The organism is Enterococcus sp. AZ063 (assembly GCF_051715045.1).
Lineage (GTDB): Bacteria > Bacillota > Bacilli > Lactobacillales > Enterococcaceae > Enterococcus_D > Enterococcus_D casseliflavus.
In genome coordinates, this window is the sequence record NZ_JBIOTA010000001.1 from 758,229 (window position 1) to 779,735 (window position 21,507).

At 43.8% G+C, this 21,507-nt stretch carries 22 protein-coding genes; 18 read left to right on the forward strand and 4 right to left on the reverse strand.

Translation table 11 applies throughout. The features are described 5' to 3' along the window. Positions 1–77 precede the first annotated feature (77 nt). Together nrdE and nrdH are read right to left on the reverse strand one after the other, a co-directional pair. On the reverse strand, positions 78–2,237 hold the full coding sequence (gene nrdE / locus IGK61_RS03455; protein WP_005225181.1) for a class 1b ribonucleoside-diphosphate reductase subunit alpha: 2,160 nt from the start codon (positions 2,235–2,237) through the stop codon (positions 78–80). A 97-nt stretch (positions 2,238–2,334) separates the two neighbouring features. Further along, positions 2,335–2,559 carry a glutaredoxin-like protein NrdH gene (nrdH, locus tag IGK61_RS03460; RefSeq protein WP_005225182.1) on the reverse strand — a complete coding sequence of 75 codons (225 nt, stop codon included), beginning with the start codon at positions 2,557–2,559 and terminating at the stop codon, positions 2,335–2,337. A gap of 357 nt (positions 2,560–2,916) precedes the next feature. Here nrdH and IGK61_RS03465 point away from each other — a divergent pair, with 357 nt between their 5' ends. The 9 genes from IGK61_RS03465 to IGK61_RS03505 all read left to right on the forward strand — a co-directional run bounded on the left by IGK61_RS03465 (position 2,917) and on the right by IGK61_RS03505 (position 11,293). Then, complete coding sequence (locus tag IGK61_RS03465; RefSeq protein WP_060793026.1) at positions 2,917–3,384, forward strand: FeoA family protein; 468 nt, start codon at positions 2,917–2,919, stop codon at positions 3,382–3,384. Then, entirely contained in the window at positions 3,384–5,522 is a 2,139-nt protein-coding gene (feoB, locus tag IGK61_RS03470; RefSeq protein WP_074536364.1) for a ferrous iron transport protein B, read from the forward strand. Before IGK61_RS03465 ends, feoB begins: the two co-directional genes overlap by 1 nt. Then, positions 5,519–5,650: a hypothetical protein gene (locus IGK61_RS03475; RefSeq protein WP_010747544.1), complete on the forward strand. Its 132-nt coding sequence runs from the start codon at positions 5,519–5,521 to the stop codon at positions 5,648–5,650. Before feoB ends, IGK61_RS03475 begins: the two co-directional genes overlap by 4 nt. A gap of 280 nt (positions 5,651–5,930) precedes the next feature. After that, complete coding sequence (locus IGK61_RS03480) at positions 5,931–7,196, forward strand: CapA family protein (RefSeq protein WP_074536365.1); 1,266 nt, start codon at positions 5,931–5,933, stop codon at positions 7,194–7,196. 232 nt (positions 7,197–7,428) lie between these two features. Continuing rightward, complete coding sequence (locus IGK61_RS03485; RefSeq protein ID WP_005225192.1) at positions 7,429–8,043, forward strand: hypothetical protein; 615 nt, start codon at positions 7,429–7,431, stop codon at positions 8,041–8,043. A gap of 266 nt (positions 8,044–8,309) precedes the next feature. Next, positions 8,310–8,966 carry an HAD family hydrolase gene (locus tag IGK61_RS03490; RefSeq protein ID WP_074536366.1) on the forward strand — a complete coding sequence of 219 codons (657 nt, stop codon included), beginning with the start codon at positions 8,310–8,312 and terminating at the stop codon, positions 8,964–8,966. A gap of 580 nt (positions 8,967–9,546) precedes the next feature. After that, positions 9,547–9,930, forward strand: a complete 384-nt coding sequence (locus tag IGK61_RS03495) for a DUF7006 family protein (RefSeq protein ID WP_413131487.1) — start codon at positions 9,547–9,549, stop codon at positions 9,928–9,930. A 239-nt stretch (positions 9,931–10,169) separates the two neighbouring features. Then, positions 10,170–11,012: a Cof-type HAD-IIB family hydrolase gene (locus IGK61_RS03500; RefSeq protein WP_074536368.1), complete on the forward strand. Its 843-nt coding sequence runs from the start codon at positions 10,170–10,172 to the stop codon at positions 11,010–11,012. A 116-nt stretch (positions 11,013–11,128) separates the two neighbouring features. Further along, positions 11,129–11,293 (forward strand): hypothetical protein, encoded by a 165-nt coding sequence (locus IGK61_RS03505; protein ID WP_164888623.1) that lies wholly within the window; start codon positions 11,129–11,131, stop codon positions 11,291–11,293. A gap of 157 nt (positions 11,294–11,450) precedes the next feature. On the opposite strand, the gene IGK61_RS03510 is transcribed toward IGK61_RS03505, so the two are convergent. Next, positions 11,451–12,089 (reverse strand): CPBP family glutamic-type intramembrane protease, encoded by a 639-nt coding sequence (locus tag IGK61_RS03510; protein ID WP_074536369.1) that lies wholly within the window; start codon positions 12,087–12,089, stop codon positions 11,451–11,453. A gap of 513 nt (positions 12,090–12,602) precedes the next feature. Between IGK61_RS03510 and hisG the strand changes: the two genes are divergently transcribed. From hisG to hisIE, 8 genes are all read left to right on the forward strand, one after another. Then, a complete protein-coding gene (gene hisG / locus IGK61_RS03515; protein WP_074536370.1) occupies positions 12,603–14,162 on the forward strand; it encodes an ATP phosphoribosyltransferase in 1,560 nt (519 codons plus the stop codon). Beyond that, a complete protein-coding gene (gene hisD / locus IGK61_RS03520) occupies positions 14,159–15,439 on the forward strand; it encodes a histidinol dehydrogenase (protein WP_081343889.1) in 1,281 nt (426 codons plus the stop codon). Before hisG ends, hisD begins: the two co-directional genes overlap by 4 nt. Next, positions 15,436–16,494: a histidinol-phosphate transaminase gene (hisC, locus tag IGK61_RS03525; RefSeq protein ID WP_074536372.1), complete on the forward strand. Its 1,059-nt coding sequence runs from the start codon at positions 15,436–15,438 to the stop codon at positions 16,492–16,494. Before hisD ends, hisC begins: the two co-directional genes overlap by 4 nt. Next, complete coding sequence (gene hisB, locus IGK61_RS03530) at positions 16,491–17,084, forward strand: imidazoleglycerol-phosphate dehydratase HisB (RefSeq protein WP_005225202.1); 594 nt, start codon at positions 16,491–16,493, stop codon at positions 17,082–17,084. Before hisC ends, hisB begins: the two co-directional genes overlap by 4 nt. Before the next feature lie 65 nt (positions 17,085–17,149). Beyond that, positions 17,150–17,773 carry an imidazole glycerol phosphate synthase subunit HisH gene (hisH, locus tag IGK61_RS03535; protein ID WP_438844688.1) on the forward strand — a complete coding sequence of 208 codons (624 nt, stop codon included), beginning with the start codon at positions 17,150–17,152 and terminating at the stop codon, positions 17,771–17,773. Further along, positions 17,770–18,489, forward strand: a complete 720-nt coding sequence (gene hisA / locus IGK61_RS03540; protein ID WP_015509107.1) for a 1-(5-phosphoribosyl)-5-[(5-phosphoribosylamino)methylideneamino]imidazole-4-carboxamide isomerase — start codon at positions 17,770–17,772, stop codon at positions 18,487–18,489. Before hisH ends, hisA begins: the two co-directional genes overlap by 4 nt. Beyond that, positions 18,486–19,244: an imidazole glycerol phosphate synthase subunit HisF gene (gene hisF, locus IGK61_RS03545; protein WP_074536374.1), complete on the forward strand. Its 759-nt coding sequence runs from the start codon at positions 18,486–18,488 to the stop codon at positions 19,242–19,244. Before hisA ends, hisF begins: the two co-directional genes overlap by 4 nt. 38 nt (positions 19,245–19,282) lie before the next feature. Continuing rightward, complete coding sequence (hisIE, locus tag IGK61_RS03550; RefSeq protein ID WP_010747556.1) at positions 19,283–19,915, forward strand: bifunctional phosphoribosyl-AMP cyclohydrolase/phosphoribosyl-ATP diphosphatase HisIE; 633 nt, start codon at positions 19,283–19,285, stop codon at positions 19,913–19,915. Positions 19,916–20,046: 131 nt separating this feature from the next. Here hisIE and IGK61_RS03555 read toward each other — a convergent pair whose 3' ends face one another. Beyond that, a complete protein-coding gene (locus IGK61_RS03555) occupies positions 20,047–20,496 on the reverse strand; it encodes a DUF305 domain-containing protein (protein WP_005225207.1) in 450 nt (149 codons plus the stop codon). A gap of 258 nt (positions 20,497–20,754) precedes the next feature. Between IGK61_RS03555 and IGK61_RS03560 the strand changes: the two genes are divergently transcribed. Continuing rightward, positions 20,755–21,228 (forward strand): DUF1456 family protein, encoded by a 474-nt coding sequence (locus tag IGK61_RS03560; protein ID WP_074536375.1) that lies wholly within the window; start codon positions 20,755–20,757, stop codon positions 21,226–21,228. Positions 21,229–21,507: the final 279 nt, after the last annotated feature.

Consider the following 21,507-nt stretch of genomic DNA (forward strand, 5'->3'; position numbering starts at 1 on the left):
GTATCAAGACAACAGCCGACCCGCTGTCAAGAAAGAGCAGGGGCAGGCGGTTGGTTCGTTTTCAGGCAAAAGTTGGATTAGATGACGCAGCTTTCACATTGGTTGCTGCCGATCTCTTCTGCATCATCTGTAAAGGTCCGTACATAGTAGATCGATTTGATGCCTTTGTGGAAAGCGTAGTGACGCAAAATGTTCAAATCACGGGTGGTTTGTTTTGTCGTTTCTTTCCATTCGTAAAGACCTTCTGGAATATCTGAACGCATAAACAAGGTCATACTCATACCTTGATCGACGTGTTTTTGAGCAGTTGCGTAAACATCGATCACTTTGCGCATATCCATATCGTAGGCTGATTTGTAGTAGCCGATCGTCTCATTGCTCAAGTAAGGTGCTGGATAGTAGATCTTGCCGATTTTCTTTTCTTGGCGTTCTTCGATCATCCGTGTGATTGGGTGGATGCTGGCACTCGTATCATTGATATAAGAGATCGAACCATTTGGTGCAACGGCTAGGCGGTTTTGGTGATACAAGCCGGTTTCTTTGACGGTTTGTGCCAAGGCTGCCCAATCTTCACCAGTTGGTAAAAAGACGCCTTCGAACAATGCTTTGACTTTTTCCGATTTTGGTTGGTAGTCACCTTGGATATAATCGGTGAAGTAGCTGCCGTCTGCATACGCTGATTTTTCAAAGTTATGGAAAACTTCGCCTTTTTCTTTGGCGATGGCATTGCTTTCAACCAATGTCCAATAGTTCAACAACATGAAATAAAGATCAGTAAATTCAAGGGATTCTGGTGAACCATATTCCATTTGATTTTTTGCAAAATAGGTATGCAAGCCCATTGCGCCTAAACCGATCGTGTGGTTCAAGGCATTCCCATTTTGGATCGATGGTACTACGTCAATGTCAGACGCATCAGTAACAAAGGTCAAGGCACGAGTCATTGCTCGAACAGATTTCCCAAAGTCAGGGCTGTCCATCAAGTTCACGATATTGGTGGAACCTAAGTTACAGCTGATATCTGTTCCTAAAACTTCGTATTCTTGTTTGCCGTTGATCTCAGATGGTGCTTGGACTTGAAGGATCTCGGAACAAAGATTACTCATGATGATCTTGCCATCAATTGGGTTGCTGCGGTTTGCTGTATCGATATTGATGATATAAGGATAACCAGATTCTTGCTGCAATTTAGAAATTTCGTTTTCTAAATCACGGGCTCTGATTTTGGTTTTGCGAATCCGTGGGTTCATGACTAAGTTGTCGTATTCCTTGGTGATATCGACATAAGAGAAGGGTACGCCATATTCTTTTTCGACACTGTAGGGACTAAAGAGATACATCTCTTCATTTTTGCGCGTCAATTCGTAGAATTTGTCCGGTACGATCACGCCTAATGATAAGGTTTTGACACGGATTTTTTCATCCGCATTTTCTTTTTTCGCTGATAAAAAGCTGATGATGTCTGGGTGGAAGACGTTCAAGTAGACCACGCCAGCCCCTTGCCGTTGACCCAATTGGTTTGAGTAGCTGAAGCTATCTTCAAACAATTTCATTACAGGCATCACACCACTTGCTGCCCCTTCGTAGCCTTTGATAGGCGCGCCGGCTTCCCGCAAGTTTGATAACGTGATCCCGACACCGCCACCGATTCGTGAAAGTTGCAGCGCGGAGTTGATCCCACGACCGATCGCGTTCATGTCATCAGTGATTTGGATCAAGAAACAAGAAACCAACTCACCGCGACGTTTGCGTCCTGCATTCAAGAAAGAAGGGGTTGCTGGTTGGTAACGTTGGTAGATCATTTCATCTGCCAAGCTCATTGCTAACTCTTCATTGCCATCCGCAAAGTAAAGGGCGTTGAAAGCGACCCGATCTTCGTAACGTTCTAGATACGCGGTACCATCATTCGTTTTTAATGCGTATTGGGAATAAAACTTGTAAGCAGCCATAAATGATTTGAAAGTAAAGTGTTGCTCATCTAAGAATTGATACAATTGCTCAATAAAGGCAGGGCGATACTTTTTGATAAATTCCTCTTCTAAATAATCATTTTCAATCAAATAATTGATTTTGTCCATTGCAGTCGCAAAGGTTAAGGTATTTGGTTCAACGTTTTCTTTAAAGAATGCCGCTAAGGCTTCTTTGTCTTTATTTAATGGAATTTGACCATCTACTGGACGGTTGATCTCATTATTCAATTTGAAATAACTGACATCTTTGATTTCTTTCAAGCTCATAAATGGCTAACCTCTTTTCTTGTTTTGTTCGTATAAAAAAGGACTTGCGGTCTGGACGACTGACAAATCCCTCAAAAGCATCACATTGAGAAAAATCTTAGCTCGCTAATTGACGTAGTTGATCTGGACGGAAACCGATGATCGTTTGCGCATCAGAGGTAATGACTGGCACACTTTGGAATCCTTGTTCTTTCAAAAATTCTAATGCTTCAGGCTCATTATCAATATTGATTTCTTCAAAGGCAATCTGATTTTCACTTAAAAAGCGTTTCGCCATTTTACATTGCATGCAGTTATTTTTCGAAAATAGTTTGATATTCATAATTGTTTCCTCCGAGTTGTAATAGTTATAAACCTAGTATAAATAAGTCTCGGAGAAAGTCAACGAAAAAACACTATATCTTGTGCTTGTGAATTCGACATACACAATTTATAGTGTTTCCGTGTTTTTTATGCAAGGGAAAAAAGCGGAAAATACTTAGAATTACAAGGTTTTTGCGTAATTAATACAGGGGATATGCAATCAAAATGAGTAAAAAAAATCCTTATTGTGAAGGAAGATTCAAAGTGAGATCCAAAACAGATTGACTTCTTATGGAAATGGCTCTATTATAATGATAATCATTCTCAATTAAAGTAGGTTAATTATAACAACACTTCACAAAAGGAGTAAGAAGCAATGAAAATGGCGCAAACTCGGGCTTCTGGAACATACAAAATCGACTCGTTGGCAACCACCAAAGAAATCACGGCTCATTTAAATGATCTTGGTATTCGCACGGGCGTTGAAATCGTTGTGGTACAAAAAGATCGCAAAGGCGGCATCATTTTACACCAAGGGACGCGGATCGCTTTAGATGAACGGGTCATGGAACAAATCGATGTCACAGAAACCCAGCAGCAAACCATCATTACCTCTTTGGATCAGCTACAAGTCGGTGAAAGCGGGAAGGTCAATCAGATCGCCGCCAAAGGTGCGGTGCGCCGTCGATTGATGGATATGGGGCTTACGAAAAACGTCCATTTGGAAGTGGTGAAGCTGGCTCCTTTAGGTGATCCGATGGAGATTCGGCTCCGCGGCTATGAATTGTCTTTGAGAAAGCAAGAAGCAGCGTTGGTTTTTGTCGAAAAAGGAGTCGAAGCGTAATGATCTATCACTTTGCATTAGCAGGAAATCCCAATAGCGGGAAAACGAGTACCTTCAATCAATTGACCGGTGCCAAACAAACAGTGGGGAATTGGCCAGGCGTTACCGTGGAACGAAAAGCGGGGCGACTGCGAAAAGACCGACAAGTATTGATCCAAGATCTACCAGGGATCTATTCCTTGTCGCCGTACACACCAGAAGAACTGATTTCTCGCAATTATTTGATGGAAGCATCATTGGATGCGGTGATCAATATTATCGATGGAACCAACCTGGAGCGCAACCTGTATCTAACATTGCAATTATTAGAAATGAATGTCCCGACTGTGGCAGCCATCAACATGATCGACCTATTAAAGAAAAAAGGCTTGCAGATCAATTTCGAAAAGCTGGCTTACGGTCTAGGGGTTCCCGTAGTAGGGATCAGTGCTTTGAAGCAACGCGGCTTAACCAAAATGATCGAGGCAGCGAAGCATGTAGCCAATACACAACCGCTTCCTCCCCGCTACGATGCTCGTCTAGAAGCTGGCTTGACCGAGATCATGGCGATTTTGCCAGAGACGATCCCTCAGCAGCAAAAACGCTGGTTTGCCATAAAACTCTTTGAAAAAGATGAAGCGATTCAGACGATGTGTAAACTGACTGATTCCCAGCAGGCAGTCCTTCAGGAGACGATTTCGATTTTAGAGCTGATCTTTAAAGACAGCAGTGACGCCATTCTCGTCAATGAGCGCTATGGCTTCATTGAAGAATTGTTGGCGCTGGCAGTCATCAAGGAAACAGATCAGCACTTAGCCTTCAGCGACAAAATCGACCGTGTGTTGACCCATCGCGTATTGGCACTACCGATTTTTGCCTTCATTATGTGGGGAATCTACTATTTATCGATTCAGACGATTGGTACGATTGGTACTGATTGGGTCAATGATGTATTATTTGGCACCTGGATTCCCGAAACAGCAGCGCACTGGCTAGAACAGCTGCAAGTCGCCCAGTGGCTGCAAGAACTGATTTTAGACGGCATCGTGGCAGGTGTCGGTGCGGTCTTAGGCTTTTTGCCACAGATCTTCGTGCTGTTTTTTTGTTTGGCTATCTTGGAGGACTGCGGATACATGGCACGGGTGGCATTTGTCATGGACCGCCTGTTTCGCAAGTTTGGTCTATCTGGCAAGTCGTTTATCCCCATGTTGATCGCTACCGGTTGCGGGGTGCCCGGCGTGATGGCAAGCCGAACGATTGAAAATGAAAAGGATCGTCGGTTGACGGTGATGGTCACGACCTTCATGCCTTGTTCTGCCAAATTGCCGATCATCGCATTGATTTCAGGAGCCTTTTTCCCTCAGTATAGTTGGGTCGCCCCATCGGCCTATTTTGTCGGCATGGGTGCTGTGATTTTTTCAGGGATCGTCTTGAAAAAAACGCCTTTATTTGCAGGTGATCTGGCACCATTCATTATGGAACTGCCAGCGTATCACTTGCCGCAGCTCACAACGATTTTGAAAAGTGCCTGTGATCGAGCCATTGCTTTTGTGAAAAAAGCCGGGACGATAATTTTTGTGGCTTGTATCTTTGTCTGGTTTACCTCCAGCTACAGCTTTGCCTTGCAGCGGGTCACAGAAGACCAAAGCATTTTGGCCTTTTTCGGACGACTTTTGGCGCCGCTTTTCGCTCCCCTAGGCTGGGGAACCTGGCGAGGCGCCGTGGCGACGATCACTGGCCTGGTCGCCAAAGAAAATGTGATCGGCACCTTTGGGATCCTTTACGGACAAACCGGGGAGTTGTCAGAAAGCGGGACGGAGATTTGGCAAGTGTTGCGCGGCGATTACACTGCTGTGGCGGCATACTCTTTTCTCGTCTTTAATTTACTATGTGCCCCTTGTTTTGCTGCTATCGGTGCGATCCACCGTGAAATGGGGGACAGCAAGTGGACGTGGTTAGCCATTGGCTATCAATGCGGCTTGGCATACTGCGCCAGCTTGTTGGTCTACCAATTCGGGCACGTCGTCTTTGAAGGCGGACACCTCACGCTGGGTGTTTTCGCGGCAATCCTCATTGCTGGGCTATTGGTATTTGCTCTGTTGAAGAAACCATTCCGCGGGAGTGTACCCTTGATCCAAGTCGTAGGAGGCGAAAAATGATTGCTACAATAATTCTAAGCGGCCTGATTTTTGGCTATGGCACCCGTGTAGTGTACCGCATGGTGAAAAAGGATCATTGTTCTGATTGTCATAGCAGTTGTCCCGTGAAGCATGAGGAAGCAAAGTAGAAAATAGCTTCAGGAAGCAAAAATTTCTGAGGTCAGAGCTACTATAGAAAAGAATAAAAGAAGCGAATCAAACAACTCAGAAGCGAATAAAACAGTTCGATCACGATCGGGCTGTTTTTTTATTCTTTACAAAATGACCTATTAAAGGAATCTCAAATATAGTATAATTATTTAATGAAAAGATATTATTTAGTGGGGATCGCAGGAAAGGGAGCAGGGAACCTCGTTAGAACGTAAACGAAGATAGGTTTTTGATAAAGCAGAGTGAAAGGGTGAGGGCATGAGACAACAACGAAGACGGGAGCGTCAGAAACGCCAGCGGATCATTGTGGGGGTAAGTACAGCGTTGCTGGCAATCATACTTGGAGTGATTTATCTAGTGATTCAAGTGACAAGCATCCCCGAACAGCGTCATACAGCAGAAACGACAAAGGCAACAAAGCCAATGCAAGAAACGAGTAGTTCTACCGAAACAAAGCCAGCAGTAAAAACCATCACAGTGACAGCTAGTGGCGATATGCTTTATCATACACCTGTTTATTTAAGCGCTTACGATGGGAAGCGTTATGATTTTGACAATGATTTTGAGCAAGTCAAACCGCTGATTGCATCGGCGGACCTTGCTTTAGGTGATTTTGAAGGAACCATCAATCCTAATAAACCGCTTGGCGGTTTTCCCTTATTCAACGCCCCTATCGATGCCGTTGCCAGTATCAAAGACGCGGGCTTTGATGTGATTGATCTTGCCCATAACCATATTTTAGATACAGGGATCGAAGGAATCAAAACAACGGCGGCTGCTTTTCACGACCAAGGCTTGGCAACGATTGGTGCCACGGTCGACAATAGCGGAATCCTGGTCAAAGAAGTCAACGGGATCAAAGTTGCTCTCTTGGCCTATGCCTATGGCTTCAATGGCCTTGAAGAAAGCTTAACTCAAGCAGAGTATGACACCTATTTGAAAGACTTGTCGTTAGATAAAGTGGAAGCAGAGATCAAAGAAGCGGAAAGCTTGGCGGATATCACCATCGTGATGCCTCAGTCTGGTGTCGAGTATTCTTTAGAACCAACGGAAGAACAACAAACTGTTTATCGGAAGATGATCGATTTTGGTGCTGATATTATCTTCGGCGGCCATCCGCATGTAGCAGAACCAACCGAAATCATCGAAAAGGACGGTGAAAAGAAATTTATCATTTATTCAATGGGAAACTTATTGTCGAATCAACGTTATGAAACCGTCAATAACAACTATTGGACCGAACGAGGCGTTATCCCAGAAGTTGAAATCTCCAAAGAAGGGCAGCGGACCTATTTAAGCAAGATTGCCATGCATCCGACTTGGGTCTCCAAAGAACCGATCCCTGATCGTACCTATTATGATCCAGAATACGGCGTCTTGCAGGCCTTTGATTTTCAAGTCTACCTTGCCGAAAATTATCTGCCAGATGGGCAATATGCCAAAAATGTCCCTGAAGAAAAGCGCCAGCGGATCGAAACCGCCTACCATGAAATGCTGGAGCTGTTGGATTTGAAGTGGGAGTAGTGAGGGCAAGAAAGCAATCTGGCTAACAGGTTGCTTTTTTATTGGCTATCGAAGAGTATGAACCATGAAATGAAAGTCGATCTATTTTTTAAAACATGACACCAGATCACCATTTATGAACAAAAAATGACACCTCAAGCTGATAAAAATAAGTAATAATGTCAACATAAAGTATTCAGAAATCATTTCCAACTCATTTCTGAATAAATAAGAAAGGAAAGTAGGGTGTATCATGAGAATTATCATATTGACGAAAAATATATCATATGAGATTGATTTGCAGCGGGAGCTGCAGATTTTGAGCCATGAAGTGTTCGTGGGCAGAAGTACCGAAGAGGAGGAATGGTTGATAGAAAGTGCCAAGTTATTTGACTGTTTATTTGTCAGTGAAACAATTGCTGATCCAGAATTTTTATTGCTCAATCAGACATTGGCTCCTTATTATCAACAGCGGATCGTTCGAATCTTGCCAGGGAATGACGAACAAGAAATGATACTGGAAAAAGCGGAAAATGCGACCTATCTTAATCGGTCATTTGTCGAGTTGAGAGAATTTTTGGCGGCTTTGCCACCAAATACTCGCAAGTTAGAAAAGGCATCAGTAACGAAGGAATCGTTCCCTAAATTTCTTAGTCTGCAAGAACAGATCTTTTTCAATAATCTAGCAGAAGAGCAATTTATCAACCGAGAGGACCTTTGCTGGAAAATTTGGGGCAACGGCGGCACGAATTCCCGAAAATCGCAGCTATCGATTTTGGCGAAACGAATCAATGAGAAATTAGATGAATACGACTATACTGAAAAACGCGTCCGTACCGCTTGGGGCAAAGGATATATCTTGCAATAAAAAAGCTAAAAATGGGTTTAACTTTTTATGCCTGATAAATAGGCCTTCAGGTAAATTTGCCTATCTTGTAGAAACGACTCTGTGTTCAAAGCGAGTCGTTTTTTATATAAGTATATTAGCAATAAATGAAGAAGGTTATGGAAAAATATGATAATGCTTTTTTTTAGTGATAAAATAGAGATAATCAGTAATGGAAAGAAATACTGGGTAAATGAAAAAAGCATTTGTAGAAAATTGATGGAATACCTTTTGGAGGAGGAAATATCGTGAAGCAGGTTGAATGTGTGCTATTTGATTTAGATGGAACTTTATTGGATTCAAAAGAATGTAGTGTGAAGGCGACAAAAGCAGCTTTTAAAGAGATGGGACTCAAAGTACCCAGTGAAGTAGTCATTGAACATTATATGGGGATACCGATCGAAGAATCATTTTTTAAAATGTCTGAACAGCCATTAGATCAAGAAACCGCAACGGAATTGATTCGGATTTTCCGAGCCTATTACCAAACCTATGAAGAAAGTACCTTGAAAGTATTTCCAGAAATTCCCCATGTCTTAGAAATCTTAAACAAACGAAAGGTACCTTGTTTCGTCGTTTCAAGTAAGAAGACAGCGGTTGTCAAACGAAACCTAGCTGCTCAGGACCTTGTCGCGTTCTTTGAAGAAATCATCGGCTCTGATGCGGTGACCCACTACAAACCTCATCCCGAAGGAATCAATAAAGTCGTGGCACACTATCAATTTGACCCGACAAAGACGATCATGATAGGAGATGCTATTTTTGATATCCAAATGGGAAAAGCCGCGGGTGTCAAAACGATCGCCGTTACGTGGGGCAGCCACGATCCGAAAAAGCTTTCTGAAGAAAACCCAGATGCTTTGGTAGACGCGCCACGTGAGATTTTAGATTTTCTATATGCATGATTCTTTTTTGTGCTCACAGTGTAAGAGGACGTTTTAGCCTCGCTTATATCTTGGCATGATCCAAAAAGAAAGGACAGATCGTGCTTTTACAACATGCAATTTGAGAACTTTGACCAATGATCGAAACCAGCGATCATTGGTTTTTTGTGCTGTCGTGGGAATGAAGGCGCCACAGCATTGGTTAAAAGCATTCATTTCCATTCGTTCTTTTGGTTGATCGTGTAATCATCGGAAAATCACTGCAAATAGATTCCTTTTGATCTTTCTTCTTGTTGATACAGCAATGCTGGTACGCTGGATTTTTCTCTCTTATTCCTCTGCTAGAGCAAAAAGGAATTATAAGCTTGGAGAAACAAAAAACTATAATGAGAGTAACTGATTTTCTTAGATCATGCATTGGAGGTGAGCGCAGAAAGGGATGCCACCCAAGGATTTCATGTGATTTGAAATACTAGAAGATAAAGCCTTTGTTTTATGTGAAGGGATGTAAGGGCAACTAACGAGGATGGAAATCATTACGATCAAATGAGGGATCAATGCTATCATTGAAGAAAAGCCATGGATGGAAAGGAGTGATTCTGTGTTATCAGAAAAAATAAATGACCCGAAGGATTATCTGTCTTATTCAAAGGAAGTATTGTTAAGCGCTGGGGTACTGACAGCCTATCCGAAACTTTTTACTTATTATAAGGAACTTTGTGTTGACTTCGAAGACATTTACTATGATCGAACAAAGAACTTATTTGATACCTTTCGAGCGCTTCTGGCTGTGGACGCACAGATCCAAATTCTACTGGAACTTGTGACCAATACCAAAACTGACTTATGTCAAGAGCTGGGGATGAAGGAAGAGGAAATTATCAGTATGATCAAGCATGACAAACGGTACTATTATCGCGAGCTTACGGGTCATGCAACTAACCAACTACCTAAATGGGGGTTGATTTATTTAAGTGAAGAGTAAGCTACGCAAAGGATAAGTCACCTTAAAAGTGATCAAATGAAAGCCATTTGACGATCATCAAGGATAAAGGGCATCGAGAAAAAACGAGAGCGTGTTTATGTATGAGTCAGTAAAATAGTCTAGCGAGGTTATCTTGTGATTTGTTATACTAATAGCAAGCGGCTGATGGTGACATCTTGGATTCAGCAAATATGTTCATGTGAGCGTTTTATTGATTGGGTTAGGAAAGAAGGAATGAAATGACGAAGAAAATTGTCTTTTTAGATGTAGATGGAACATTGTGCGATGATGCGGGAAACGTACCAGAAAGTGCTCGCCAAGCGATCACAGCGGCACATAAGAAGGGGCATGAGTTTTTCTTGTGTACAGGTCGTTCAAAAGCCGAAATCACAGAAGATGTACTGGCACTGCCTTTAAGTGGAATGATTGGTGCCGGCGGCGGTTATTGCGAGGTGCACGATGAGGTGATTTTGCACAAAGTTTTTGAAAAGGAAGCCTTATTAAGACTGATCGATTTCTTAAAAGCAAACCAAATCGAGTATTACTTGGAATCGAATCAAGGATTATTTGCAAGTACCAATTTACGAAATCGGTTGATTGAGATCGTCTTAGCAGGTGAGCCTGTTGAAAGTGAAGCAGGAAAACAACGCGTTCAAACTATTCAGTGGTTCCTTGATTTACTGATTGAGGACGAAGCGAAAATCGATTACGATGACGTGAACAAAGTTTCCTTTATCAATCATTCCATTCCTTATGAACAGGTTCATGACCAATACCACGAACAATTCCAAATGATTCGCAGTACAGTTCCTGTTTTTGGCAAAGACAGTGGCGAGATCGGCATCAAGAATATCCACAAGAAAACAGCCATCGATTTTCTCTTGAACCATCTAGGGATCGATAACAAAGATACCTTGGCGTTTGGTGACGGCCATAATGATGTCGAAATGTTTGAAGCCGTTGCGACAGGAATTGCGATGGGCAATGCCTGTGAACAGCTATTGGCAGTAGCTGACGAGCTGACGGCTCGTCCAGAAGACGGCGGGATTGCGCAAGCACTCCAAAAGCACGGTCTGGTGTAACCACTAAGAAGCAGATGTCTGCACAATTCTTTTGTTTCCTAGAGGAATTGATCAGGAGTTGAGCGACGTTGTTAAAGTGACCTGTAAAACCAACGATTGACAAGGAGGCTGGGTAAATGAAGGAAACGACCTTTTTTTGTTATCTTGAACAAGCTTTGAAAAACCTGAAGGCGACAGAAGCCCTGCGTTTTAATATCGAAGGCGAAGTCAAGCGGCTGATGAAGGTGTACAGTGAAGCAGAAATTTGTGAGAAAGTAAAAGAGGATCCCTTTAAAAAGTAAGGACATTTTCTTATGAAACACAGCGAATAGAACAAACACCCAACCTCGTGAAAGGCACAAAAGCGATCAATGCTTCCTTTCAGGGAGGAATACTCAGGCAACTAGTTGTTGTATCAAAAAAGACTGATTTCAATTGAATCAGTCTTTTTCGTTTTTCTCAAGCAGTCAGATAAGCCACTAAAATAGCAAACAGGTCGAACAAGACATGTGTGCCCCAACTAGTCAGGATCGAGTTGCTCTTGATGGCAGCTTGGTTAAATAGCAAGCGCGCCACCCCTTGAATGAAAAGAATATGAACCAAGGTATGGAAAACATTGCCGTTGTCATAAGTGCTGTAATGAACCAAGCCAAAGATGATCGCGGAAAGGATGCTGGCAACTGGCAAGGTACATTTACTAGAAAAAATCGCTAAAAAGAAGATGGAAAAGAGTTCTTCTCCAAGTAACATGATTGGAATAACTAGCAGAGTCAACCACTGAAAGCCTTCGTTCACAGGGTTTCCGTGAAGATCCCACTTTAGTCCGTATTGCAAAACGAGAGAAACGAGAAAGCTGATCAGGATGTTTAAAAGAAAATACTTGCTGATCGTCTTCACTGGCGCGATGGGTTTTCCAAAGAGCTGCTTGACTGCTTCTTTACCGTAAACTAGCCGTAATGCCCAATAGCTGGCAATCGACAATGAGAAGATGCTGACGATGGCAGGGGCATACAAAAGACCGACCAAACCGATACCTGCGAGGACCGTTCCTAGTAAAGCGTTGTTCCATGAGATTTGTTTTCCTATAAGTTTGTTCATTTACTTTTCTCTCCTTATTAAGCTATAGAGCATGTACTATTTAGCTGTTTTCTCTGATTCTTCTGCTGTGTGTTTTTTGTGCCGTAATATAAGCGATAAGTACAACAATGAACGTTTTGGGTGATTTTCATATCATCGCTTCATTTGCGCCAATTCTTTGTACGGTACAAAAGATAGAGTAATCGATAACGAGTTTCTGAAACAAGATGGTCGTATATTTCGGACTTTTTTATGGTTGAGCAACTAAGTGATGGAGGATGCACAAGTACTAAGTTACTTCATTAAGAAAGGAAAACTGACTTCCAGATTCGATGGAATAATCGTCAACAAAGAAACGACATCGCTATGTTCTCTTGAAATCGACTAAAAATTCCAGAATATTTCGAAAAATACCATTGCTTATTTATGGCAAAACCATTAGTATTATTAGAAAAACTGATGGTGAATCGATGATAAAGCGTGACTTTAGCAGTGAGAAAGCCGAATCAGTGGCATGAAATAGGAGTGATAAGTGTGGAAGAGTTATGGAATGTATTAAAACCAGCCGAACAAGTCGAACTGAAATTAAGAAAATTGTATACGCAGCATCATTTTTCACCTTATCACTCGAACAATTTTGAAGAGTATCGCAACTATCAGCAAAGTGATCAGTTCTTGCGTGGTTCTTCCATCATCACGTTTACAGGCACGGATGGCAGGACGATGGCGCTAAAACCCGATGTCACCTTGTCGATTGCCAAAAATACACCTTCTGGAGAAGCGCGCAGAGTGTATTATGTGGAAGATGTCTATCGACAGGATCGTCAAGCAGGGGAATACCAAAAGATCGATCAAATCGGTTTGGAGCTCATTGACCAAATCACATGGGAAGATCAACTGGAGGTTGTAAAACTGGCTTGGGAAAGTTTGGCTCAGGTGGGAAAAGGGACCTTGGATCTGTCTCATATGGGGATTTTGGATGGCATCTGCCAACGCTTCCCCGAAGCGGATCGACAAAAGGTACTGCACTGCCTGCGGGACAAGAGTTCCCATGGCATGGATGCACTGACTGAAAAGGCTGGCTTGTCAGCAACAGAAGCTGAAAAATTGGCGAAACTGGTACGTTTGTCAGGTGATTTTGAAACCAAGTATCAAAAAGCCAAGGAGCTGATGGCTGATTATCCCCAAGCACAAGCTGGTTTAACAGAACTAAAACAACTGTATCAAGCATTGCAAAAAGAACAACTGTCAGCCTCCATTCGGATAAGGCTGGATTTTTCAATTTTAAATGATGCCGATTATTACAGTGGCTTGCTGTTTCAAGGATTCATCGAAGAAGCAAGAGAGACGATTTTATATGGCGGCCGTTATGATCGCTTGATGAGTCGCCAAGGCAAAGAGCAAGGGGCGATCGGTTTTGGTATGAAGCTCAATCATGTAGGGCAAAAGTTGCCGACTGACAACGAAAGTTCAGGCTATTTGAACATTGCGCTACCTAAAGGCCGCATGGGGGATGCCGTATACGATTTATTCACGAAAGCTGGAGTCGCTGCGCAAGGCGTCTTCAAAGACAATCGCCAACTAATTTTTTGTGATGAAGAAAACAAGCTGCGCTTTTTCTTAGTCAAGCCGAGCGATGTGGCGATCTATGTGGAGCACGGAGTGGCGGATATCGGTGTCGTAGGCAAAGATATTTTAATGGAAAGCAAGGCAGAAGTCATCGAATTTCTTGATTTGCATATGGGGGTCTGCCGTTTGGCAGTAGCTGCGCGTACGGATTTCGAGGAAGATTTCTCCCGACCGCTGCGGGTCTCCACAAAATATCCGCAGATCACCCGCCAGTTTTATCAAGGATTAGGTCGCTCGGTGGAATTGATCCAACTGCATGGATCCATTGAATTGGCTCCTTTGTTAGGTCTCTCCGATGTGATCGTTGACATCGTCGAAACGGGGACGACACTAAAAGAAAATGATCTAGAAGTGATCCAAGACATCGCGCCGTCTTCAGCGCGTTTAGTGATCAACCACGCCACGTGGCGTTTCAAGCAAGAACGCATTCAAACAGTGATTGAGAAGGTGAGGGAGCAATTATGAGAATTTTTTCGACCCAAAAAGATACGATCGAAACGATTGTGGCAAGGAAACAGTCGGAAACGAAGGATGTTTCAACCGTTGTCGCCCAAATCATTGCCCGTGTTCAGCAGCAAGGAGATCAGGCGTTGTTTCAATTAATTGAAGAAATCGATCAAGTGACCTTGTCTTCCTTAACCGTCAGTCTTGAGGAGGTTGAAACGGCTGTCCAAGCCGTCTCCCCTGAGCTGCTTGAGGTGATGGAACAGGCGAAGGAAAACATTTTGGCATTTCATCAAAAGCAAGTCCAGCAAGGCTTTGTCTTGACGAAGGAAAATGGCGTTGTGATGGGACAGCGGGTCTTGCCACTAGCAAAAGTCGGGGTCTACGTTCCTGGCGGCACAGCAGCTTATCCTAGTACGGTTTTGATGGATGTCCTGCCCGCAAAAATCGCCGGGGTCAAAAAAATCGTTATGATCACACCGACGGACAGCCAAGGAAAAGTTCCAGCTGCTATCTTAGCGGCAGCTTCCGTTGCTGGAGTGGATGAAATCTACAAAGTCGGTGGTGCCCATGGCGTAGCGGCATTGGCTTATGGGACAGAAACGATTCCCAAAGTCGACAAAATCGTGGGACCAGGAAATATTTATGTCGCCACAGCGAAAAAAATGGTGTACGGCGAAGTTGATATCGATATGATCGCAGGGCCCAGCGATGTGCTGATCATCACCGATGCCAGCGCAAATCCTCGCTGGCTGGCAGCGGATCTTTTGGCACAAGCCGAGCATGATATCTTAGCGCAAGCCATCTTAGTCACAACAGAAGCAGCCTTGATTGAACAAGTCCAAGTAGAGCTTGACTTGCAGCTGAAGGAACTGCCCCGAAAAGACATTGCTGCTGCAGCGCTTGAATCTAGCGGAAAGCTGATCCTAGTCAAAGATTTGACCGAAGCTCTTACCATTGCCAATCAAATCGCCCCAGAACACCTTGAATTAGCAGTGGCAGATCCTTTTGCTTTGTTGGGACAAGTAGAAAATGCGGGCAGTGTCTTTTTAGGACATCATACACCAGAAGTGCTGGGAGATTATTTTGCTGGGCCAAATCATACCCTACCGACGGAAGGGACCGCCCGTTTTTACTCACCGTTATCAGTGGATGATTTTATTAAGAAAAGCAGCTACTTGTATTACCCAGAAGCAGCCATGAAGGCGGCTGGTCCAGCCGTAGCATTGTTCGCAGAAACCGAAGACTTGATCGGCCATGCCCGTTCGATCAATGTACGAAGAGAGGGAGAAAAATGACCTTTTTACATCAAAAGTATCACAAGCTGACTCCTTATACACCAGGGGAACAAGTAGACGAGCAAGCCGTTATTAAACTGAACACCAATGAAAGTCCTTATCCGCCAGCGCCAAGTGTTCAAGCAGCGGTTGCCGATGCCGCCCACAAGCTGAATCGTTACTCGGATACTGCTGCTGAAGTGGTGACAACCCCTCTGGCTGCTTATCTTGGCGTTACACCAGCCCAGCTGTTTCTCGGTAATGGCAGTGACGAAGTTTTGTCCTATCTCTTTCAAGGCTTCACGGAAAACGGCATCGCCTTTCCCGATGTGACCTATGGGTTTTATCAAGTGTATAGTGCCTTGTACCAAGTCGCTGCCACCGTTGTTCCGCTGCAAGAAGATTTCTCGATTGCGTTAACGGACTACGATTCGCTCAAAGGGACCGTTATTTTTGCCAATCCCAATGCGCCGACTGGGGTTTATCAAGAACAAAGTGAAATTTGTGCCTTTCTAAAACGGCATCCCGATCGCTTAGTGATTGTCGATGAGGCCTATCTCGATTTTGGCGGCTCTTCAATGGTTTCTTTGATCGATCAATACCCAAATCTCTTGGTTGTGGGGACGTTTTCGAAATCTCGGCAGCTGGCAGGGGCACGCCTAGGCTTTGCGGTTGCTAATGAAGGACTGATCCAAGACTTGAATCGGTTGAAATTTAGCTTGAATCCTTACAATGTCAATAGTTTGACCCAAGCCGCTGGTGCAGCCGTTTTGCAAGAACAAGCGTATGTCGATGAGAAGATCCAAGCAACGATCCACGTGCGTGAGTGGAGCAAGCAAGCCCTAGCGAAACTCGGCTTTGAGCAGACCGACAGCCAAGGAAATTTTTTGTTTGCAAGGCACCCTGCGATTGCTGGTGAAGAGTTGTATCAGGCACTGAAAGAGCAGAAAATCTTCGTCCGCTGGTTTAATCAGCCCCGCATCAAAGAGTATTTACGGATCACGGTAGGAACGAGGGCCCAGATGGAACGATTGATGACGGTGTTAACAACGATCATAGAAGAGGTGAAGGAATGAGAAAAGCAGAAGTTACCCGCAATACGACTGAAACCAAGATCCACCTGCAGTTGACGATCGATGGTACTGGTCAGCAATCAATCAAGACTGGTGTGGGGTTTTTAGACCACATGCTGGAATTATTTGTCCGCCACGGTCGCTTTGATTTGACGTTGGTCTGTGATGGTGATACAGAAGTAGATGCCCATCACACAACAGAAGACGTAGCCATCGCCATTGGCCGAGCGTTTTCAGAAAGTCTTGGGGAGCGACGAGGCATCAAACGCTATGGCAGTATGCTGCTGCCGATGGACGAAGCCTTAGTCATGACAGCGATCGATATTAGCGGTCGTGGCATGGCAGTCGTAGAGTTGGCGATACCGAGCGAAAAAATCGGGCAGCAGTTTGATACGGAATTGGTTGAAGAATTTTTCATTGCTTTTGCCCGTGAATTAGGTGCTACGATCCATCTCCATCAAATCGCTGGCAAAAACAGCCACCACATTGTGGAAGCTTGTTTTAAAGGCTTTGGGCGGGCTTTAGGTGAAGCAGTAGCGATCAATCAAGCAGCCCCAGATGAGATCCCTTCAACCAAAGGGACGATCCAGTGATTCATGAGGGGAAAATGATTACGTATCTTCCACACAGAGGGATGAGATAAGGAAAGGGGCGTATTATGTTAGCAATCATCGACTATGGGGGCGGCAATTTGTTCAGCTTGTCTCGTTCGCTGGATTATTTGGGGGTTGACTGCCAAATCACGCGTTCACTAGCAGAATTAAAAGCTGCCGACCGCATTCTTTTACCCGGCGTAGGCGCTTTTGGCGATGCCCGCCAAAAGTTGGCAGAGTTGTCGCTGATCGAACCGATCCAAGAATTGGCAGCAGCTGGCAAACCCTTTTTAGGCATTTGTTTAGGGATGCAGCTGTTGTTTGATAGCAGTGAGGAGTTTGGCACACATGCGGGGCTGGGTTTGATTCCAGGACGGATCGTTTCCATGCAAAGCGCCTTTGAAGAAGCCAAACAGAATCTGAAAGTGCCGCAGATTGGTTGGAATCGGCTGACTGTCAGAAAGGAAAGTCCTCTCGTCAGCGGGCTAGGGGAACAAGACTTTGTCTACTATGTCCACAGTTATTTTGCTACTGATTGCCAAGAGTATGTCATAGCAGACAGTGACTATGGTCTAGCAATTCCCGGTATCGTGCAAAAAGACAATGTCTTCGGCACTCAGTTTCACCCAGAAAAAAGTGGGGCTGTCGGGTTGAAGATTTTAAAAGCATTTACGGAGGTGCCGCTATGAAAATTTTTCCAGCAATTGATCTGTTAGATCAAAAAGTGGTCCGTTTGTACCAAGGAGACTATGAGCAAAAAGAAGTGTTTGGGGATGATCCAGTGGCATTTGCTCGTTCATTTGAAGAAGAAGGTGCCAACTATCTGCACCTCGTCGACTTAGATGGTGCCAAAGCTGGCAAACTCCATTACTTTGATGTCGCAAAAAAAATCGTCCAGCAAACCAATCTGTTTGTCGAAGTTGGCGGCGGGATTCGTGAGGAAGAAACGATCCAGCATTGTTTGGCAGCAGGCGTTCACCGGGTGATCCTCGGCACGATTGCCCAGAAAGACCCAGCATTCACAAAAGCGATGCTCAAGAAATACGGCAATAAGATCGCGATTGGGGTCGATGCCAAGGAAGAAAAAGTGGCCGTGGAAGGCTGGCTCGAGAAAACGGCAACAGACGCGTTTACTTTTTGCCAACAATTGGTGGAATGGGGCGCGCAAACGATCATCTTTACCGAAATCTCGCGTGACGGTACAGGAGAAGGCATCAATCTGCCGCTATACGAAAAACTCAATCAATTGGATTGCGACATCGTGGCTTCTGGCGGCGTGGCTTCATTGGCAGATATTAAAGGATTAAAACAGTTGGGCATCTCTGGCGTGATCGTCGGGAAATCCTTATATAACGGCAGTCTCCAATTGGCGGATGTCTTAGCAGCAGGGGAGGCAGAAGCATGATCGCCAAACGAATCATTCCTTGCCTTGATGTGCGAGATGGGCGAGTCGTGAAAGGGGTCAATTTTGCTGGCTTAAAAGATGTCAATGATCCAGTGACTTTGGCGCGCTTTTACAATGAACAAGGCGCCGATGAGCTGGTTTTTTATGACATTACTGCTTCTGCAGAAGAACGCGGCTTATTCACGGACATTTTGCAGCGCGTGGCGTCAGAAGTGTTTATCCCCTTGACGGTGGGCGGTGGCATCAATCAAGTAGCAGATTTTGAACGAGTCTTAAACTGTGGCGCCGACAAAGTCAGCGTCAATTCGGGGGCGCTTCGCAGACCAGAGTTGATTGCAGAAGGCGCGAAACGCTATGGCAGCCAGTGCGTTGTTTTATCCGTTGATGTTCGCCGTGTCGGTGAGAACTGGCATGTGTTTGCCAAAGGCGGACGGGAAGATACAGGCTTAGAAGCATTGGCATGGATTCGCCAAGCTGAGCAGTTAGGTGCTGGTGAACTAGTCATCAACAGCATGGATACCGATGGCGTGAAACAGGGGTTTGATTTAGACTTGCTGAAAGCTGTCAGCGAAATCACCAAATTACCGATCGTCGCATCGGGTGGTGCTGGCAAAAGTGCCGATTTTATCGAGCTGTTTCAATTGCCAAATATTGAAGCAGGGTTGGCGGCCTCAATTTTTCACTATGGCGAGGTAAAAATCCCGGCGCTGAAAAAACAATTACAGGCCGTCGATATTCCCGTACGAATCGTATAGCGTTGGCGTTTTGATAGGCAATAGAAGGAGTGGATAACATGGTGCAAGTACGATTTGATGAACAAGGATTGGTTCCAGTGATCGTGCAGGATGTGGAAACGAATGAAGTCTTGACCTTGGCTTATATGAACCAAGAAAGTTTGACCTTGACCTTGAAAGACCGATTGATGACCTTTTATTCCCGCAGTCGCCAAGAATTGTGGCGCAAAGGAGAAACCAGCGGCAATTACCAGCATTTAGTATCATTGACCGCAGATTGTGATCAAGATGCTTTAGTCGCCAAAGTAAAAAAAGACGGACCTGCTTGCCATACAGGCACAGAAAGCTGCTTTACAGAGGTGCTTTATGGTACAGAATCCTCTCCGACCATCGATGCGTTGTATGAGCTGATAAAAGGTCGTAAAGATACGCCGCAAGAAGGCAGCTATACCAGCTACTTGTTTGAAAAAGGCAGTGAGAAAATCTTAAAAAAAATCGGCGAGGAAGCAACCGAGGTCGTAATTGGGGCGATGAAGGAAGACCGTCAAGAAACCGTTTATGAGATTGCTGATTTGGCGTATCATACATTGGTTTTAATGGCAGAAATGGGGATTGATTTAGCGGCTATTCGCCAAGAGCTTGCCAAGCGTCATGTTGTGGATAAGAAAGTCAAACAAGAACGGATGCAATAACGGTCAGGATTTTTCAGTAGAAAGAAAGTAGCTGACGATAAAAAAGAAGCCCTTCAGCCATTGCTTGAAGGGCTTCGTAACCGTGGCGATAAAGTTGATCTGCTGGTTCTTTGAATGAGCACACAAAATGGCTATTTGTTTTCCAACTCTTCGATCAATTCTTTCATTTCCTTGATTTCTTTTTCCTGTGCGTCAATGATTTTTTCTGCAAGTTCTTTTACTCTTGGATCAGACAAATCGGCATTTTTACTGGTTAAAATCGCAATCGAATGATGGGGAATCATGGCTTTCATCCAGGCCGTATCTCCCACGGCGGTTTGGCTTCTGACCATAAACAGTGAACCAAAAAAGAGTACAACACTGACAACTAAAATTCCGATATTCATTTTCTTGTTGTCATACATCTTCCACATAAATAACAGCATGATGATCGCCATCATCGCGCCCATCATAAGTGCCATAAACAGTCGGGTTTGGCTGAAAAAGATATGATCGAGGGCGTAGACATTGAAATACATCATACAAAACATAATCACCGTCGATACCCCAATCATCACCAAAAATTTCCCGTATTTCTTCATTTCTTTCCTCTCCTTTTTGTATACAAAATAAAAACAATAAAGCAATCCAAAACATCATCGTAACAGATGCTTTTTTTTGTTTATTGTTTTGTTAGAATAAATTTACTCCCTAAATCAAGTATAGCGGAGGAAGTAGAATGAGAGAAGCGATATACATTTGAACGAAAACAATGGGTTCTTAGAGTAAAAAAGCGAAAACGGGATTACTCGTCTAGGTTTATTTGTTATAATCAACCTAAGAAATGGATGGTGTATAGAATGAATCACAATGATCGCTTGACGCGTTTACGCTATGCTTTGGATATCAAGGATACCGACATGGTGAAAATTTTTGAACTTGGCGGCGCTTCTTTCACAAAAGAAGAAGTAAAACAATTGTTGAAGAAAAAAGACCCTGAGACCTATGAGATTGAATGTACCAATGAAGCCTTTGAGCGTTTCTTAAATGGTTTGATTCGCTCGCAACGAGGAACAAAGCCAGATGCTGCAGAACCTGTCTTGGAGTTGAACAATGGCAATGTAAATAATTTGATGCTGAAGAAAATAAAAATCGCCCTTTCCCTAACAACAGATGAAATGCTGGACATTTTCCAGCAAGCGGGAGTCAAAGTTTCAAAAGGTGAATTAGGCGCCATTTTACGAAAAGAAGGCCATCGCAATTACAAGCCATGTTTAGACAAATATGCCCGCAACTTTTTAAAAGGATTGACGATCGAGTATCGGGATAACTAGTAAAAAATCAATAATAGGCTGAACTTACAATGGGCCGCCCAAAGAGATGCATGTTATGTGTCTCTTTTTTTGTGTAAATTCAAAAAACAATGTAAATCAGTGATTATAACGCTAACTGAGGCCAAACTTGGAGCATGAAGGAGCAGGTGAAGTGAGCGATCTGTTTGCTTGAATAACCTGTTTGTTAAAACCTGACAAGTTTGGTCATTTCTGATACAAATGTTGACGTGTTCAGAATGATGAACCATGTAATACTATCAAAATGAACAGGAGTATCCT

What these genes read in the sequence shown, in the direction of transcription:
- IGK61_RS03485 (WP_005225192.1), top strand. Translation starts at nt 7,429, where the DNA reads ATGAGAATTATCATATTGACGAAAAATATATCATATGAGATTGATTTG.
- hisB (WP_005225202.1), top strand. Translation starts at nt 16,491, where the DNA reads ATGAGAAAAGCAGAAGTTACCCGCAATACGACTGAAACCAAGATCCAC.
- hisF (WP_074536374.1), top strand. Translation starts at nt 18,486, where the DNA reads ATGATCGCCAAACGAATCATTCCTTGCCTTGATGTGCGAGATGGGCGA.
- IGK61_RS03560 (WP_074536375.1), top strand. Translation starts at nt 20,755, where the DNA reads ATGAATCACAATGATCGCTTGACGCGTTTACGCTATGCTTTGGATATC.
- hisC (WP_074536372.1), top strand. Translation starts at nt 15,436, where the DNA reads ATGACCTTTTTACATCAAAAGTATCACAAGCTGACTCCTTATACACCA.
- IGK61_RS03480 (WP_074536365.1), top strand. Translation starts at nt 5,931, where the DNA reads ATGAGACAACAACGAAGACGGGAGCGTCAGAAACGCCAGCGGATCATT.
- hisD (WP_081343889.1), top strand. Translation starts at nt 14,159, where the DNA reads ATGAGAATTTTTTCGACCCAAAAAGATACGATCGAAACGATTGTGGCA.
- IGK61_RS03500 (WP_074536368.1), top strand. Translation starts at nt 10,170, where the DNA reads ATGACGAAGAAAATTGTCTTTTTAGATGTAGATGGAACATTGTGCGAT.
- IGK61_RS03475 (WP_010747544.1), top strand. Translation starts at nt 5,519, where the DNA reads ATGATTGCTACAATAATTCTAAGCGGCCTGATTTTTGGCTATGGCACC.
- hisH (WP_438844688.1), top strand. Translation starts at nt 17,150, where the DNA reads ATGTTAGCAATCATCGACTATGGGGGCGGCAATTTGTTCAGCTTGTCT.
- nrdH (WP_005225182.1), bottom strand. Translation starts at nt 2,559, where the DNA reads ATGAATATCAAACTATTTTCGAAAAATAACTGCATGCAATGTAAAATG.
- feoB (WP_074536364.1), top strand. Translation starts at nt 3,384, where the DNA reads ATGATCTATCACTTTGCATTAGCAGGAAATCCCAATAGCGGGAAAACG.
- IGK61_RS03555 (WP_005225207.1), bottom strand. Translation starts at nt 20,496, where the DNA reads ATGAAGAAATACGGGAAATTTTTGGTGATGATTGGGGTATCGACGGTG.
- hisA (WP_015509107.1), top strand. Translation starts at nt 17,770, where the DNA reads ATGAAAATTTTTCCAGCAATTGATCTGTTAGATCAAAAAGTGGTCCGT.
- IGK61_RS03465 (WP_060793026.1), top strand. Translation starts at nt 2,917, where the DNA reads ATGAAAATGGCGCAAACTCGGGCTTCTGGAACATACAAAATCGACTCG.
- nrdE (WP_005225181.1), bottom strand. Translation starts at nt 2,237, where the DNA reads ATGAGCTTGAAAGAAATCAAAGATGTCAGTTATTTCAAATTGAATAAT.
- IGK61_RS03505 (WP_164888623.1), top strand. Translation starts at nt 11,129, where the DNA reads ATGAAGGAAACGACCTTTTTTTGTTATCTTGAACAAGCTTTGAAAAAC.
- hisIE (WP_010747556.1), top strand. Translation starts at nt 19,283, where the DNA reads ATGGTGCAAGTACGATTTGATGAACAAGGATTGGTTCCAGTGATCGTG.
- IGK61_RS03510 (WP_074536369.1), bottom strand. Translation starts at nt 12,089, where the DNA reads ATGAACAAACTTATAGGAAAACAAATCTCATGGAACAACGCTTTACTA.